The organism is Roseomonas mucosa ATCC BAA-692 (genome assembly GCF_000622225.1).
GTDB classification, from domain to species: Bacteria; Pseudomonadota; Alphaproteobacteria; order Acetobacterales; family Acetobacteraceae; genus Roseomonas; species Roseomonas mucosa.
In genome coordinates, this window is record NZ_JHWD01000001.1 from 1 (window position 1) to 16,162 (window position 16,162).

At 65.1% G+C, this 16,162-nt stretch carries 19 protein-coding genes; 18 read left to right on the forward strand and 1 reads right to left on the reverse strand.

The genetic code is table 11. The features are described 5' to 3' along the window. The 9 genes from BT98_RS0100005 to BT98_RS0100045 form a co-directional block, all read left to right on the forward strand. Positions 1–315, forward strand: a 315-nt coding sequence (locus BT98_RS0100005; protein WP_244881534.1) for a zincin-like metallopeptidase domain-containing protein, incomplete at its 5' end; no start/stop codon positions are given. Next, on the forward strand, positions 312–641 hold the full coding sequence (locus BT98_RS0100010; protein ID WP_027297049.1) for a DUF5983 family protein: 330 nt from the start codon (positions 312–314) through the stop codon (positions 639–641). The genes BT98_RS0100005 and BT98_RS0100010, both read left to right, overlap by 4 nt. Before the next feature lie 77 nt (positions 642–718). Further along, positions 719–2,845, forward strand: a complete 2,127-nt coding sequence (locus BT98_RS0100015) for a ParB/RepB/Spo0J family partition protein (RefSeq protein ID WP_027297050.1) — start codon at positions 719–721, stop codon at positions 2,843–2,845. A 59-nt stretch (positions 2,846–2,904) separates the two neighbouring features. Beyond that, positions 2,905–3,123, forward strand: coding sequence for a hypothetical protein (locus BT98_RS0100020; protein ID WP_027297051.1), 219 nt, complete (start codon positions 2,905–2,907; stop codon positions 3,121–3,123). A 68-nt stretch (positions 3,124–3,191) separates the two neighbouring features. Continuing rightward, entirely contained in the window at positions 3,192–3,605 is a 414-nt protein-coding gene (locus BT98_RS0100025; RefSeq protein WP_027297052.1) for a hypothetical protein, read from the forward strand. Beyond that, a complete protein-coding gene (locus BT98_RS0100030; RefSeq protein ID WP_027297053.1) occupies positions 3,602–3,826 on the forward strand; it encodes a DUF6117 family protein in 225 nt (74 codons plus the stop codon). Before BT98_RS0100025 ends, BT98_RS0100030 begins: the two co-directional genes overlap by 4 nt. A gap of 223 nt (positions 3,827–4,049) precedes the next feature. Beyond that, positions 4,050–8,372, forward strand: a complete 4,323-nt coding sequence (locus tag BT98_RS0100035; protein ID WP_027297054.1) for a strawberry notch family protein — start codon at positions 4,050–4,052, stop codon at positions 8,370–8,372. Beyond that, the gene (locus tag BT98_RS0100040) at positions 8,372–9,406 is read left to right on the forward strand and encodes a DUF7146 domain-containing protein (RefSeq protein WP_027297055.1); all 1,035 of its coding nucleotides are present in this window, start codon (positions 8,372–8,374) and stop codon (positions 9,404–9,406) included. The genes BT98_RS0100035 and BT98_RS0100040 overlap by 1 nt, the downstream gene beginning before the upstream one ends. A 296-nt stretch (positions 9,407–9,702) precedes the next feature. Beyond that, entirely contained in the window at positions 9,703–10,626 is a 924-nt protein-coding gene (locus BT98_RS0100045; RefSeq protein WP_027297056.1) for a DUF2493 domain-containing protein, read from the forward strand. A gap of 257 nt (positions 10,627–10,883) precedes the next feature. Here BT98_RS0100045 and BT98_RS0100055 read toward each other — a convergent pair whose 3' ends face one another. Continuing rightward, a complete protein-coding gene (locus BT98_RS0100055; RefSeq protein WP_239406392.1) occupies positions 10,884–11,060 on the reverse strand; it encodes a hypothetical protein in 177 nt (58 codons plus the stop codon). Positions 11,061–11,406: 346 nt separating this feature from the next. Here BT98_RS0100055 and BT98_RS27680 point away from each other — a divergent pair, with 346 nt between their 5' ends. From BT98_RS27680 to BT98_RS0100095, 9 genes are all read left to right on the forward strand, one after another. Then, a complete protein-coding gene (locus tag BT98_RS27680) occupies positions 11,407–11,574 on the forward strand; it encodes a hypothetical protein (RefSeq protein WP_167522629.1) in 168 nt (55 codons plus the stop codon). A 143-nt stretch (positions 11,575–11,717) separates the two neighbouring features. Next, entirely contained in the window at positions 11,718–12,161 is a 444-nt protein-coding gene (locus BT98_RS0100065; RefSeq protein ID WP_027297059.1) for a hypothetical protein, read from the forward strand. A 556-nt stretch (positions 12,162–12,717) separates the two neighbouring features. Beyond that, positions 12,718–13,044, forward strand: coding sequence for a DUF736 domain-containing protein (locus BT98_RS0100070; RefSeq protein ID WP_027297060.1), 327 nt, complete (start codon positions 12,718–12,720; stop codon positions 13,042–13,044). Between the two features lie 167 nt (positions 13,045–13,211). Then, positions 13,212–13,454 carry a helix-turn-helix domain-containing protein gene (locus BT98_RS0100075; protein ID WP_027297061.1) on the forward strand — a complete coding sequence of 81 codons (243 nt, stop codon included), beginning with the start codon at positions 13,212–13,214 and terminating at the stop codon, positions 13,452–13,454. 117 nt (positions 13,455–13,571) lie between these two features. After that, entirely contained in the window at positions 13,572–13,835 is a 264-nt protein-coding gene (locus tag BT98_RS22640; RefSeq protein ID WP_027297062.1) for a DNA -binding domain-containing protein, read from the forward strand. Positions 13,836–13,950: 115 nt separating this feature from the next. Continuing rightward, entirely contained in the window at positions 13,951–14,259 is a 309-nt protein-coding gene (locus BT98_RS28570; RefSeq protein ID WP_072492857.1) for a transcriptional regulator domain-containing protein, read from the forward strand. A gap of 115 nt (positions 14,260–14,374) precedes the next feature. Then, entirely contained in the window at positions 14,375–14,707 is a 333-nt protein-coding gene (locus BT98_RS28575) for a DUF2285 domain-containing protein (RefSeq protein ID WP_234797314.1), read from the forward strand. 126 nt (positions 14,708–14,833) lie between these two features. Further along, positions 14,834–15,118, forward strand: coding sequence for a helix-turn-helix transcriptional regulator (locus BT98_RS22645; RefSeq protein ID WP_024350838.1), 285 nt, complete (start codon positions 14,834–14,836; stop codon positions 15,116–15,118). Positions 15,119–15,131: 13 nt separating this feature from the next. Continuing rightward, a complete protein-coding gene (locus BT98_RS0100095) occupies positions 15,132–16,019 on the forward strand; it encodes a replication initiator protein A (RefSeq protein ID WP_027297064.1) in 888 nt (295 codons plus the stop codon). Positions 16,020–16,162: the final 143 nt, after the last annotated feature.

The following is a 16,162-nucleotide window of genomic DNA, read 5'->3' on the forward strand; positions in this document are numbered from 1 at the left end:
GCAACCCCAGCCCGAGGAGTTGGCGGCATGATGCGCGTCCTAAAAATTGGCGTCGGAAGTCAGATTGGGGCTGGACTGTCAGGATATGTCGCCGAAATGAACGCGGCCTTCTGCTGCGCTTCACTCGGCATCGTGCCCACCGTCCGCCACGCCGACTATATCGGCTCGTGGCTGCAGGTCCTGCGCGAGGACAACCGCGCCATCGTTCGGGCCGCAAGTCAGGCGAGCAAGGCGGCCGATTGGCTGCTGGCGCATGCGCCTGAGGCCGCTGCCCGCGACGTTACCGCCGATGAGCTTGAAAGGAGGGCGGCATGAGCATGATCTCGTACCCGCTCCGGGTCTTCTTCGATTGCTCGACCGCTCACCTCTCGGAAGCGTCGAGCACCTATTTGAATGTTCACGCCGATCAGGGCGATGAGCTTGTCGCGGCGACACCCTACGGCTGGTTCATCTGGGTCGGAGAAGGCGACCGCGATAATCTCCCCACCGATCTGGTGGGGATCACCGAATACGCGCGGCGCCTCGGCGCGGAATACATCCTGTTCGACCGGGATGCGCCTGAGGATGAGGCGCTTGCCAGATTCCTTGGTCGCGCCGATGCCCTTCCGGGGTCTCGCCGGGCGCGCCCAGGAGGAGAGTGAGAGGGAGGACGGGTTTTTCGTGACGGGTTGGAGGTCGAGAGAGAGTCTCTTGGCCGCCCGTCGCGGAGTACATCCCGATGGCTGTTGCAGCTCAAAAGATCGTCCTGTCGCCCTCGCGCGACATCCCCTTCAACAAGCTGGTCCTGAGTCAGTCGAACGTCCGGCGCATCAAGGCTGGTGTCTCGATCGAGGACCTGGCGGCCTCGATCGCCCGGCGCGGCCTGATCCAGAGCATCAGCGTTTTCCCGGTCGTCGATGCCGAAGGCAACGAGACCGGCATGTTCGAGGTCCCAGCCGGCGGACGCCGGTTCCGTGCGCTGGAGCTGCTGGTGAAGCAGAAGCGCCTCGCCAAGGTGTCGCCGGTGCCGTGCGTGGTGCGCGAGCGCGACAGCGCGATCCTCGCGGAAGAAGTCTCGCTCGCCGAGAATATCGAGCGCGCGCCGCTCCATCCCCTCGACCAGTTTCGCGCCTTTCAGGACATGCGCGACAAGGGCATGACCGAGGAGGAGATCGCCGCGGCCTTCTTCGTGCAGGCCCAAGTCGTCAAGCAGCGGCTGCGGCTTGCTTCGGCGTCGCCAGCGCTGCTCGAGGTTTATGCCGAAGACGGCATGACGCTGGAGCAGCTCATGGCCTTCACCGTGTCGGGCGACCACGCCCGTCAGCAGCAGGTCTGGGACGCGATCAAGGACGCCTGGTCGAAGGAGCCTTACCAGATCAGGCGCATGCTGACCGAGACAACCGTTCGCGCCGCGGACAAGCGCGCGGTTTTCGTAGGAATCGAGACCTATGAACAGGCGGGAGGCATCGTCATGCGCGATCTCTTCCAGTCCGATGATGGCGGCTGGCTGCAGGACGCGAGCCTGCTCGACCGCCTGGTCGCCGAAAAGCTCAAGGCCACCGCCGAGTCGATCGCCGCCGAAGGCTGGAAGTGGATCGAGGTCGCGGTCAGCTTTCCCTACGACACGACGCGCGGCCTGCGGGAATTGCAGGGCGAGCCGCTCGACCTTTCGGCCGAGGAACAGGCGACCATCGAGGCGCTCAATGCCGAGTATCAGAAGCTCGAAGCCGAGTATGAAGGCGCCGACGAACTGCCGGACGAGGTAGACCAGCGCCTCAGCGAGATCGAGACGGCGCTCGCAGCCTTCGAGACCCGGCCGATGCGCTACGAGGCGGACGACATCCCGCGCGCGGGCGTCTTCATCAGCGTCGCCCATGACGGCAGCCTCGCCATCGACCGTGGCTACGTGCGGGCGGAGGATGAAGCACCGATCGATCCAGAGGTCGAGAACGGCGTGGACGCCGACGGCGATTTGGCCGAGCCGTCGGTGCAGAGGGCGGTCATCACCATCGGCGGCCAGCCTGCCGAGCCCGAGGACGACGAGGATGACGGCATCATCAAGCCGCTGCCGGAGCGCCTGGTGATCGAGCTGACGGCCTATCGCACGCTCGCGCTGCGCAACGCCGTCGCGGAGAACCCGCACGTCGCTATGACGGCGCTCCTCCACAAGCTCGTCTCGGACACCTTCATGACCCGCATGTATACGGGCGCCATGGAAGCCGGGGTGAAGCACGTCTTCTTCCCGGCCCAGGACGATGCGCTGAAGGACAGCTCGTCCGCCCGTGCGGTGCAGGACCGCCACGCCGCCTGGGCTGGCGATATCCCGAAGGACGATGCAGCCTTGTGGGACTGGCTCGCCGACCTGGATGAGCCCAGCCGCATGGCTCTCCTCGCGCATTGCGTCAGCTATGGCGTGAACGCGCTCTATGAGCGGCCGAACCCGCATAGTGGCAGCGGTGTATGCCAGCATACCCTCGACATGAGGCTTTCGCAGGCCGACCGCCTGACGAAGGCGACAGGCCTCGATCTGGTCGAGGCCGGCTGGCGACCGACCTTCGGCAACTACCTCAACCGGGTGACCAAGCCCCGCATCTTGCAGGCTGTCCGCGAGGGCGCCGGCGAGCAAGCCGCACAACTCATCGACCATCTGAAGAAGGGCGACATGGCGAAGGAGGCCGAGCGCCTGCTGGCGGACACCGGCTGGCTGCCGGAGCCGCTGCGCGTGGTCGCCGAGGGTGAGGTGTCGACGGCGGAAACCCAGACCGGAGGCGAGGATGATGGGGCGGCGTTGCCCGACTTTCTCGCGAGCGATGACGAGGAGGCCGCCGGCGAAGACGATGAACGCCACCTCGTCGCGGCCGAATGATCGCTCTGGCGGGGCGGCTTTGGCCGCTCCGTCTATTCCCCCAATCGAGGAGCTACGCCATGTCGCAATCCAGCCCGGCGCCCCGGCGCGTCGTCTTCCAGTATCTCGTTCCCGTGCATGTCGAGGTCGAGGACGGGCTAGTTGCCTGCGTCACCGTCATCGATGAGACGCCAGTCCGCGATCCCACCATCGTCGAAGGCGATCCCGCCTATCTCGGCGAGGCAGTGCAGGCCGCCGACGACGGTCAAGACTGGCCGTCCTGGCGGTTCGGCTACTAGCCGGACAGTCTTTCGATCCCTCCCAAGCCCGGCCCAGCGCCGGGCTTTTTTCGTTTCAGGAGTCCGCCATGACCGATTTTCTCACCCGCTTTTCCTGCCTGCTCGACGTCGGCACTGCCGCCAACGCGACGCGCGCCTTCGACATCTACACCACGCTGATGGCCGAAAACTCCCGCGAGGATCCCCCGGCCGAGCCGTTCCTGCTCACCCTTTCGCCCGAATTCGGATCGGCTCGCCTGTGGCTGCGCGATCCTGGCAGCGCTGACCAGCAACTGGTGATCACCTTCGTTACCCGCTGCGCCGCGGCCTTCGGCCTGACCGGACATTGGGGCTTCCAGTGGGCGAATATTGCCTCGGACCCCGTAATCGACGGCTTTTCTGGCGGCGCCCATCTGCTCGATCTTTCGACCGGCCGGACGCTCGAATGGATCAGCACCGGACGCTGGCTCGCCGATCGACTTCCTCAGGGAGCCGCGCGATGAGCATTCCCGACCATGCCCGTGCCAATTTCGAGACGCTGGTGTACGCCGCGACCAGCGGCGACCTGGCGCTAATTGAATGCACCGAGATCGCAACGGGCGAGGTTCGCTACGTCATCTGCGCCGTTGGACGTGACGACGGCGACTACGTTTTTACGCCCTTCGGCCATCTGGCCGACGGCAACCCCTGCGAGCTCTACCGTCCACCCGATGCCTCGCCCTGACGCGGGCGCTCGGGCGGATCCGCGACAATAGTGCGATCCTTCGCCGGGAACGGCGCATCGCCCGCCGGCACGCGCAACTGCCGAAGACGTGCTTCCCGCAAGCCGGAGCGATGGTCGCTGACCGCGTCAGAGTGAGAGGTCGGCCGGGACGGGGTTGAGCCCGTCCGGTCGAGAGAGAGCGCCGGGCCGGCTCGTCCGTTCTTGCTCTCTCGAGGTTCCCTCCATGCTTTACGCTCCCGTCTCCGGAGCCGCCCCGGCGGCCTCGCTTCCGCTCGCGCCCAACGCGCCGCCGGCCGCCGCCATTCTCGCCGCCGCCGGCCATCTCCTTCCTCATCTCGAACAGGGCCGCGCGATCGATGCCGCGATACTGCGCTCGGCCATGGAACAGGCCTTCGGCGCGTCCGACGCTAGCGGCGCCTGGGACTGGAAGACGGCCTATGACGCCTGCGAAGCGGCAACCATCCTCTTCATGCGCAAATACGGAAAGCCGCTTTTCCGCAAAGCCGCGTCTCCGGCAGCACGGCTCGCAGCGCTGAGCAAGATCGCCGGGCTGCTGCCGACGCACACGCGCCGGTCCGAAGAGGCTCAGGCCCGTCAGCAGTTCTCGACGCCGACGCCGCTTGGTCTCGCGGCCTTGACCGCCGCAGCGCTCACGTCCGCTGACCGGGTACTGGAGCCCTCGGCCGGCACGGGCCTGCTTGCGATCCTTGCCGAGATCGAAGGCTCCGATCTCATCCTCAATGAGCTGGCCGAGACCCGCGCCGATCTTCTTGCCGCTCTCTTTCCAGCTCATTCGGTCACGCGTTTCGACGCCGCGCAGATCGATGATCATCTCGACCGCGCCGCCATTCCCAGTGTCATCATCATGAACCCGCCGTTCTCGGTCATGGCGGCCGTCTCAGGACGCGTCGCCGACGCCGCCTATCGCCATATCGCTTCCGCTCTGGCGCGGCTCGCGCCGGGCGGCCGGTTGGTCGCGATCACCGGCGCAAATTTCTCGCCCGAGCTGCCGGCCTGGCGGGACCACTTCGCCCGGCTGCAGGAGCGCGGCCGCGTCGTGTTCAGTGCGGCGATCGCGGGCTCGGTCTATGCCAAGCACGGCACGACCATCGAAACGCGACTCACCGTCATCGACAAGGCGCCGGCCGAGGATGCGGCACGCTTCCCGGACTCCGTCGGCGTCGCGCCCGATGTGGCGACGCTGCTCGCCTGGATCGAGCGGGACGTGCCGCCGCGCATGGATGTCGCACTGCCCAAGGTCACGCCCGATGCCGCGCCGCGCACCGTCCGCGGTTATCTCGCCCGGGCCGCAGCCGCTACGCCCGCCTGGCGCACGGCTGAGATTCGAGGCGTGCCGCTGGACTACGAGACGGCCGAGTGGACGCCGCCCGAGGGTGACCGCCTGTCGGACGCGATCTACGAGGCCTATACGCTCCAGTCGATCCGCATCCCGGGCGCGCAGCCCCATCCCACCAAATTGGTGCAGTCGGCCGCCATGGCGTCGGTCGCGCCGCCGAAGCCGAGCTATCGCCCGACGCTTCCAGCCGCGATCGTCACCGAGGGCGTTCTGTCCGACGCCCAGCTCGAGACGGTGATCTACGCCGGCGAAGCTCATGGCGAACACCTCGCAGGCGCCTGGACCGTGGACGAGACCGGCGATCTCGTCACCGCCGCGCCGGACGACGCGCCAAACGCCGTCCGCTTCCGGCGGGGCTTTATGCTCGGCGACGGGACCGGCGCCGGCAAGGGCCGTCAATCCGCTGGCATCATCCTCGACAACTGGCTGCAGGGTCGCCGCAAGGCAGTATGGATCTCGAAGTCCGACAAGCTGCTGGAAGACGCGCAACGCGACTGGTCGGCGCTCGGTATGGAGCGTTTGCTGGTCACGCCGCTATCGCGTTTCCCTCAGGGCACGCGGATCCGTCTCAACGAAGGCGTCCTTTTCACCACCTATTCCACGCTACGGTCCGACGACCGTGGCGAGAAGCTTTCGCGGGTCAAACAGATCGTCGAATGGTTGGGCTCCGACTTCGATGGAGTCATTATTTTCGACGAGTCGCACGCAATGCAGAACGCCGGCGGCGGCAAGGGAGAACGGGGCGATGTTGCGCCCTCACAGCAGGGCCGTGCCGGGCTCCGGCTCCAGCACGCGCTGCCAAATGCGCGCGTTGTCTACGTCTCTGCCACGGGCGCGACAACCGTCAACAATCTCGCCTATGCCCAGCGGCTCGGCCTGTGGGGCGGTGACGATTTTCCCTTCGCCAACCGCGCCGAGTTCGTGGAGGCCGTCGACAATGGCGGTGTCGCGGCCATGGAGGTGCTTGCCCGCGACCTGCGCGCCCTCGGCCTCTACACGGCCCGGTCGCTCTCCTATGACGGTGTTGAATACGAACTGGTCGAGCAGCAGCTTACGCCCGCGCAAACCCGCATTTACGATGCGTACGCCGGCGCCTTCGCCATCATCCATAACCATCTCGACGCCGCGATGCAGGCCGCCAACATCACCGGCGATAGCGGCACCCTGAACCGTCAGGCGAAATCGGCCGCGCGTTCTGCATTCGAAAGCGCCAAGCAGCGGTTCTTCGGTCATCTGCTGACCAGCATGAAGACCCCGACGCTGATCCGCTCGATCGAGCAGGACCTGGCCGACGGGCACAGCGCCGTCATTCAGATCGTCTCAACCGGCGAGGCACTGATGGAGCGCCGACTGGCCGAGATCCCGACCGAGGAATGGAACGACGTGCGTGTCGACATCACGCCGCGGGAATATGTCCTCGACTATCTCGCCCATTCCTTCCCGGTGCAGCTCTACGAGCCGTTCTCCGACAGCGAGGGCAATCTGTCGTCGCGGCCAGTCTTCCGGGACGGTCAGCCCGTCGAGAGCAGGGAGGCCGTTGCCCGCCGTGACGAGCTGATCGAACGGCTCGCATCGCTAGAACCCGTTCCAGGCGCCCTCGACCAGATCGTCCAGCGCTTTGGCTCCGATGTCGTCGCCGAGGTCACCGGCCGTTCACGGCGCGTTGTGCGCAAGGGCGATCGCCTTGCCGTCGAAAATCGGGCGGGCTCGGCCAATCTCGCCGAGGCCGCCGCCTTCATGGACGACCAGAAGCGCATCCTGGTCTTCTCGGATGCGGGCGGTACGGGGCGCAGCTATCACGCCGATCTTGGCGCGAAGAACCAGCGCCTGCGTATCCACTATCTGCTGGAGCCGGGCTGGAAGGCCGATGCGGCGATCCAGGGTCTCGGTCGGACCAACAGGACCAATCAAGCTCAACCGCCGCTCTTCCGCCCGATCGCCACTGACGTGAAGGCTGAGAAGCGCTTCCTCTCCACGATCGCGCGTAGGCTCGATACACTCGGCGCCATCACGCGTGGGCAGCGCCAGACCGGCGGACAGGGTCTCTTCCGGCCAGAGGACAATCTCGAAAGCCCCTATGCGCGCGATGCGCTGCGCCAGCTCTATCTGCTGCTCGTGCGTGGCAAGGTCGAAAACTGCTCGCTCGACCGCTTTGAGTCCGCCACCGGACTCAAACTCACGGATGACAACGGCATCAAGGACGAGCTGCCGCCGATCACGACCTTCCTCAACCGTCTGCTCGCGCTGACCATCGACCTGCAGGGCGTGCTTTTTACGGCGTTTGAGCAGCTCCTGACGGCAAAGGTCGACGGGGCGGTTCGCAGTGGAGTCTATGACGCCGGACTCGAAACGCTGCAGGCCGAGAGCTTCATCGTCACCGGCAGCGAGGTGATCCATACGCACCCGGGCACCGGCGCGGAAACGCGCCTTCTCACCATCACCCGCCGGGAGCGCAATCGACCGACGAGCCTCGCCGAGGCGCTCGATCATCTCTCCGATCCGCGCGCACGGCTCCTGGTCAATGGTCGCTCCGGCCGCGCCGCCGTGCAGATTTCCGCACCATCGATGATGCTCGACGATGGCGAGATCGAGCGCCGCGTCTGCCTGGTCCGGCCGATGGAGCAGCACTATGCGCCGCTGCGCATGATGGGTGAGAGCCATTGGGAGGCAGCCGATCGCGCCGCCTTCGCCGCCGCGTGGTGGGCTGAGTTGAATGACGTGCCGGAGTTTTCCGACAGCACGATCCACATTGTCGCCGGCCTGTTGTTGCCGATCTGGAAGCGGCTGCCAAACGAGTCGACGCGGGTCTACCGGCTCCAGACCGATGGCGGCGAGCGCATCATCGGCCGCCGCGTCTCGCCCGCCTGGGCGGCAAACGCCGTCACCACGGGCGCAACATCGCTGACCCCTGAGCAGGCCTTCACCGCTCTGATGGACGGCACGACGATCCTCGATCTCGCTGACGGCCTTCAGCTTCGGCGCGCCCGCGTCATGAATGCCCAGCGCCTGGAGCTGACCGGCTTCACCGAGGCGATGCGGGACCGGCTGCGCACCTACGGCCTGTTCAGCGAGATCATCTCGTGGAAGCTCCGCTTTTTCGTGCCGGCCGACGCCGCCGGACCGGGCGTCCTCGCCAAGGTGCTCGATACATATCCCGTGGCGCGCATCTCCGAGCGGGAGGCCGCGTGATGGCACGTCAGGACGCTTCCGATCTTGCGCACAGTCTCGGCCGGCAGGCCGAGGCGGTGTGCCGGCATTATCTTTCCAGCGGTCGCCGCGAGGGCAACTACTGGCTCGTGGGCGATGCGCGCAACACACCCGGCCGCTCGATGTACGTCCGGCTCAAGGACACGCCGAAAGGTCCCGCCGGCAAATGGACCGATGCGGCGACGGGCGAGCATGGCGATCTCCTCGACGTCATCCGAGAAAGCTGCGGCCTCATCGACTTCAAGGATGTCGCCGACGAGGCGCGGACCTTTCTCTCAGTGCCGCCGGCACCGGAGGCCCGTCAGCACGAACGGCAGAACCCAGCGCCGCATGGCTCCCCCGAAGCGGCCCGCCGACTGGTCCGCATGTCGCAGCCGATCCACGGCACGCTCGTACAAACGTATTTACGGGAACGCGGCATTACGGATTTGCGCGGAACCGGAAGCCTGCATTTCCACCCGCGCTGCTATTATCGCCCCGAAGAGCATTCGCCGACCGAGACCTGGCCGGCGATGATCGCGGCCGTCACCGACCTCGACGGCAAGATCACCGGGGCGCATCGCACCTGGCTCGATCCGCGCCGCCGCGACAAGGCGCCAATCGACACGCCGAGGCGAGCCATGGGCGATCTTCTCGGCAACGCGGTCCGCTTCGGCATAGGCAGCGATGTGATAGCGGCGGGCGAAGGCATCGAGACCGTCCTGTCGCTTCGTCAGGTCCTTCCCGACATGCCTATGCTGGCGGCGCTCTCCGCGGCCCATCTCGCTGCCATCCTGTTCCCCGACACACTGCGGCGGCTCTACATCGTCCGCGACAACGATCCGGCCGGTGACGCTGCGCGCGACACCCTCATCGAACGGGCCGACGCGGCCGGGATCGAGGCGATTGTCATCTCGCCGCAGCTGGGCGACTTCAACCAGGATCTGCGCAGCCTCGGCCTGGACGCATTGAGCGTGGAAGCCCGGTTGCAGGTCGCGCCGCAGGACGTCGCGCGCTTCATGGCGTTGGCGGCATAGCCGGCAGGAAAACGGGCGTGAGGTTCGCCGCCGTGCTCGGCGGATGCATCATCCATCGGAGGGGGACCGCGCCTCGGCCTTCGAGAGGGCGATCGGCCCACAAGCCGGCCAACCGGGCAATGGCGGCGGCCGACTATTTTCCGGCGCGGCCCAGAGGCCGCTTTCCATCGCGAAGCAAAATTGCCGGCCTTAGCCATCGAGCCCTACGCTTTCGCTCCGGGTGCCCGGCCGTCCGGCCCGCGGGCTTCGTCGCCATGAAGGCCGCGACGGTCGCGGTCCAACCGATGGAGCATCCCATGCGCGATCACGACGACTACGAACCGCATCACGAATCCTCACCCACCGACCATGTCCTTAACGAACTGCAACTTCACGGCTACCGACCCTTCACCGACGAGCCCGACCAGCGGCTTCTGCCGGACGGCAACCAGGTCGCGGGCGCCGTCGCCGACATCTTCGACGCTCTAATCGGCACCCTGGCAGACACGCGCCTCGAACCTGACCTCGACGATCTCCTCTGGTCGACCGTGAACGTTTTCCACCGCGCGACCGACCGGATCGGCCGCGAACTGGATGACAATGAGCAGTCCCAGAAGCGGGCGCAGCGCGAACAGGACGGCAGCGAGGTGAAATCGGTCGAACTGGAGCGCCTGATCGCAGAGGGGATCACGCTGATAGAGCGCCAGAACGCCTTCGAGCTAATGCGCGACCAGGCCGCCGAACACTACGAACGCCACGTCGGCAAGCCTTGGCTCCCGCGCAGCGGATCGAAGGTCAACCATCGCAATCTGACTTCGGCGATGATCGACAGCCGCGACTTCTTGATGGCGAAGAAGCGCGCCGATCAAGAGGTGCTCCTGCCGCCTGGCCCCAAGATCGTCGTCACCGGCGGCCTCGACTTCAATGATCACCAGCTTATCTGGGCAAAGCTCGATCAGGTTCACGCCAAGCACGCCGGCATGGTTCTCGTCCATGGAAAGTCGCCAAAGGGTGCCGAGAGGATCGCCTCGCTCTGGGCATCGAACCGCAACGTTCCGCAGATCGGCTTTGCACCCGATTGGACCAAGCACGGACGGTCGGCACCGTTCAAGCGGAATGACCAGATGCTCGAGATCGTGCCGAAGGGCGTGCTGCACTTCCCGGGCACGGGCATAAATGACAACCTCGCCGACAAGGCCAAGAAACTCGGCATTCCGGTTTGGAAGCACGGCGGCGCGTAAGCGCCGCCACGCATGCGCCGCTGCCTAGCGCTTCATCTTCGTGACTTTGTAGACGCACCCGGAGCGATCATACGTGGTCCAATCACCAACCTGCTGACCGTCGTCGAAGTAGCCGGACCGCAGCTTCGAACCGTCCCGGCGAAACCACTCCCAGTATCCGGTAGGTTGTCCCTCCATCGTCTGGCCGACGACCCACAAGCTTCCGTCCTTGTGTCGCTTCTCGAAAGCGAGCGTCTCCGTCATTGGCAGCCCCACGTTCAGTCTGGCTCGCCTGTCACTGCGATACGGGCGGATCGCACGTAGAAGGCAAGCTCGGTGTCGTTTTCGATCAACGCGTCGAGAAGCGCTTTCATATCCGCTTGGTCCGAAGACGACTGGAAGGGGCCCGGCTGCCGCTCGATCGCCAGCACAGCGATCGTCAAAGCCTTCTTCAAGAGGTGCAGGCTCCTTCCTGTGAACTCCGCCATCGTCCAGCCCTTCGCGACTCTACACTTGCCGCCAAGAGCATAGCGCAAATAGCCATCTGAGGACACGACGCGAGGCTGAGTCGAAAGCAGTGTCGAGACTGTAAAACGGGTCTCCCGACGCGAAGACCACCTCCGCCTATCAGCGCTGATCCTTGGTCCAGCCGCGGACTTGTCGCCATCAACCCATGAAGGGTCGGCTATGCGAGCATGCCGCCGCTGCGGCTGCGCCTGCGCGGTGATTGCAGTCCACGGCCGAACACTTCGGGCGCCTGTCGGCGGGGGATGGTCCCCCGCTCCAGCAGGAGCCCAGCAGATGTCCCTCAATCAAGCTCACGCCTTCGCCTTCAGCCTCGCCACCACCCTGATGGTCTCGATTGTCATCTTCCAGGCAGGCGACGGCAGCATGGGTGTCATGCCCGCGGGCGAATATGACGGCGAACTCGCCGCGATCGTCCATGAGGTTGATCCCTTCGCCCGCTGATCGCGGGCAAGGCTTCACGGCCGCAAGCGGAAGTCCGGCAGGATTTCCGCTCCCGTCCCGGCTTGTCATTCGCTATACTTCAGGCGCGCTGTGGTGGTGGTGGAGGCGCGATCGTCAGCCATGAACGATTGGAAACCACTGCCATGATCGTCCTTGCCATACTCGCATCCCTCTTCGCCGTCGGCCTGCTCTGCTGGCTGGTGTTCACCTTGGCCGTTTTCGCTCTGCCCGCCTTCGTCGGCGTGACGACGGGCGCCTGGGCCAACGAAGGCGGCGCCGGCATTGCCGGCGCTGTCGTCGTGGGCGTGCTCGCAGCGGCGATGACGCTCGCCATCGGGCACCTCCTGATCGCCTTCGTACGTCCGATCTGGCTGAAACTCGTCGTGGCGGTCGCCTTCGTCGCCCCGGCGGCGATTGCGGGTTTTCATGCCACCCATGGCATCGTGAAGCACCTGATGCCGTCGGAAGCGTGGCAGATGGCGTTTTCGATCTTCGGGGCCGTCGCGGTCGGGATCACCGCCTTCCTCCGGGTCGCTGGACTAGTGGCGACTCCCAGCCCATCCAGCCCGGGCCTTACTCGGGCATAATCTTTGTCGACGTCGTTCCGGCGGATCGGAACAGCACAAGACAACGCATATCCTCGTAGCCTCCGAGGTTGCAGATGAAGCGGTGGGTGCTGATTGTTCATCGCCCCGAAAAGCAACCCGCGGGGGAGCGCTTTGGGCGACACCGGCAGCGCATCCGTTCGTGCACTGAAGGCAGAGACGCTCCCGGTGGCAGTGGACGGAGATGCTGGAGCGATGCCTGTCGATGGGGAACGAAGCTGCTGCGCACGCCCTGCGCCGACTTGCCGATGCGGGAGGGTCGCCATCTTCTCCGTTATCTGCCCGTGCCTAGACCGCTCCAAACGGCCTCTTCAATGGCCTGATCTGGCCGAAGTACGGCTTCGCCTCGATCGCCTATGACACAACAGCCGCGTCGAACTTTCTTCCCCTGCCGGCTGCGCCGTCATTCCTCGCGAGACAAGAAAGCCCTCCTAAGCTGTCAGGCCCCTTCGGGGTGCGCCGTCGACCGCCTCCGGCCTGCCGATCGCCATCGAGGCCGCAATGGTGCGGGCTCGGGAACGGAAAACGGAGAATTACAATGGCGACCATCGGCACCTTCAAGAAGACCGGCTCGAACGAGTTCACCGGCGAAATCGTCACCCTCAGCGTCCAGGCCAAGGGCGTGCGCATCGTCCCCGATACCCGCGCCACCGGCGAGAACGCTCCCAGCCACCGCGTCCTGGTGGGCCGCGCCGAGATCGGCGCCGCCTGGTCGAAGCGCTCCAACGAGGGCCGCGACTATCTCGGCCTCAAGCTCGACGATCCGAGCTTCAACGCCCCGATCTACGCCAACCTCTTCGACGACGAGGACGGCGATACCTTCTCGCTGATCTGGTCCCGCCCGAGCGGGCGGCGCGGCGACTGAGGTCTCCGCGCAAGGCCCCGGCCGGAAGGTCGGGGCCTTTCAGCTTTCTGGCGAACGAATCAGCTGACGTTTTCCCGGTCGGCTTTGCGGTGGTCAAACTGGCATAGGGCGACTATCATAGTCGTAGTTCTGGCGTGCGCGTAGGTCCGAGTGGGAGGTGATCATGCATGATCACCGCCCGACAATCACGGGCCGCGCGCGCGTTGCTGGGTTGGACACAGGAGACGCTCGCTGACAAGGCTCGCGTATCTCTGACCGCCCTCAAGCGCCTCGAGTCCGCCAGTGGCCTCGAGGTGTACGAGAGCACGCGGGATGAGGTCAGGCGCGCTTTCGAACAGAATGGCGTCGTGTTCCTGAGCTCCGACCGTGGTGTGGGAGTGATGGTGGTTGATCGCAAAGGGCAAGCCTGACGGCACGCGAGGAGCGAACTCGCAAACGCCCCACTCATCGGGTTGCGCTAGAAGCTCGCTCGTAACATCGTTAACAAAATGCTCCAGTATGGATGGATATCCGCGCCGGGGAACGCCGTGACTACAAGCTTATTTCTTGATGAACCGCCAAGCAGCGCGACGCCGACCGCCTATGACGCGGCCAATGTGAAGCTTTACCTGCGTTTGCTGGATGCCGAAGCGCAAGGCGCTTCCTGGGCAGACGTCGTCGAGACGATTTTCGGGATTTCGGTCAACGCCGAGCCCGAGCGTGCCGAGCGCGTTCACCGCTCGCATCTCGCGCGCGCAAAGTGGATGACGAAGAACGGCTATAGCGGTTTGCTGGCCGGCCGCGTGAACTGAACGTGATGCAGGTTTCGCATCACGTTGCTCCGCCTTCGTTATTCCCAGCCCTCACACAACTTGGAATCGTGTCCGCAGCTCAATTCGCGCGCTAAAACTGCGGAGGCTGTGGAGGATGTCTGAAGAAGATTCTTGGCGGTCAGAGGCCGCTTACGACTATGTCGATGCTCTGTCTCCCGGAGATCTTGCCTGGGAGTTTTTGCGGAGAAACACCGAGTACCGGCGATCATACGACGAATTCCTCCAGGCAGGCGACAACACCGAAGAACTGACCCGGGAGTTTACATCCCGATGGGGGTTGCGATTTCCCGGCAGACCCTTCTGCATCTGCAATCGTCTCTCCAGTCTATTGGGACGCCCACTTCGATCCATCGATCGTCGTCCTCGGCAAAATCCCGACGGCTCACACGCCTCCCTCACTTGACGATTTCATCAGGGCGCAGGCCATAAATGGCATCGATGGCGAGATGCTGCGCCTTCAGCTCCGGGGAGAAAAGTTCGACGCTTCTCTGCGCGACGGTGCCGGAAGTCTCGCGGCCATGGTCCTTCTCGATGAGCTTACGCCCGACCGCCTGAGCGCGCTGGCTCGCTTTTGGGCGGCTCTCGCTGGAAAAACCGTCCCGCCGGATCCGCGTATCACCCGATCCCGACAAAAGCGGGCGCGAGAAATGCTGCGCGTCCTCGACGGTCGGGCATCCGGAGCGACGTATCGTGCAATCGCCGACGCCGTCTTTCCCAAACATGATCACGACGCAGCCTCGTGGGTAGGCAGCGCAATCCGCGAGACGACCATTCGCCTGGCTAGAGACGGCACGAAGCTCGTTCAGGGCGGCTATCGTTCGATCTTGCGCCGGCCACGCCGAGACCGCTGACGCCCCAAAGGGTGTCGAACTTATCTCCTTTACTTCGACATCGTGCCGACCGCCGCAATCGCGCCACCGTGACCGCAATCCGCCGCCTGTCCGAGGCAGGCGCCGCGAAACCACGGAGGTTCGATCATGGACGAAACGGCCGCCCCCATGCCGCCACGCTACCTCAGGACAGAGGAAGCCGCGCGCTTTCTCGGGCTGTCGGAGCGCACGCTCGAAAAGCACCGAACATATGGCACCGGACCGACATACCGGAAGCTCGGTGGACGGGTGGTCTATTCGCTGACCGACCTGCAGGCGTGGGCCGATCGCGGCTTGGTGACCTCCACCTCGGATCCGCGTGGCGGCATCGTCGCTCCTGCGAAAGCTGCGGCCTCCCAAGGCCGCAACGCCGGCACGTCCGGCCTTCGCTGATCCGGTCTCCGTGATGTCGTCCCGCCATCAACGCAGCGACGAGCGAGCGCAACTCGACCTCTTCCGGGCGCTGCCCGGTGACTTGGCGCCTCGCGATGCGCAGGACCTGATGGCCTATCCGTTCTTCTCCCTCGCCAAGTCGAAGCGGCTTGCGCCGATCGACTTCAAGGCCGGATCGGTCAAGATCCGTGTCGAGGCAGTGCCCGAGCATGGCATGGCGACGATCTGGGACGCCGACATCCTCATCTGGGCCGCCTCACAGATCGTCGAGGCTCGCGACGTGGGGCTCCAGCCGTCGCGGCTGATGGCCACGACCCCGTATGAAATCCTGAACTTCATCGGCCGCGGCGTATCGCTGCGTGATTACGATCGGCTCAAGGCCGCACTCGACCGACTGCAGTCGACTACCGTCGCGACCTCGATCCGCCAGCCGACAGAGCGTCGGATGCACCGGTTCTCCTGGATCAACGAGTGGAAGGAACGAGCCGACCAACGCGGCAGGCCGCTCGGCCTCGAACTCATCGTTCCCGACTGGTTTTACAGCGCGGTGCTCGACGACGCGCTGGTGCTCAGCATCGACCGCAACTACTTCGGCCTGACCGGAGGGCTGGAGCGCTGGCTGTACCGCCTGGTGCGCAAGCACGGCGGCAAGCAGGAGTTCGGCTGGAGCTTCGACTTTCCGCACCTCCATGCAAAGTCTGGTAGCCTCTCGCCGCTCAAGCACTTTGCCTACGACCTCCGCGAGATCGTCCGCCGGCAGCCGCTCCCCGGGTATCAGCTCACCATCGAGCAGTGCGTCGGCGGTCCCGACATCCTGTCCTTCGCACCCACCGATCCCGACGCGCTTGGCATTCCGCGCCGCCGTCGCCGCTCGAAAACTCGCCCTGGGGATAAGCTGTGAATCGTCTCGTGCTATCGGGGACCGGCACTATCGTGCCATCGGGGACCGAAGTCTCGTGCTATCGGGGACCGGATTCGACGAATCCTCGCGCTGAATCAGCGACTTGCAAGCCCTGTAACTTATCTAACCTAGATTCCTACGGA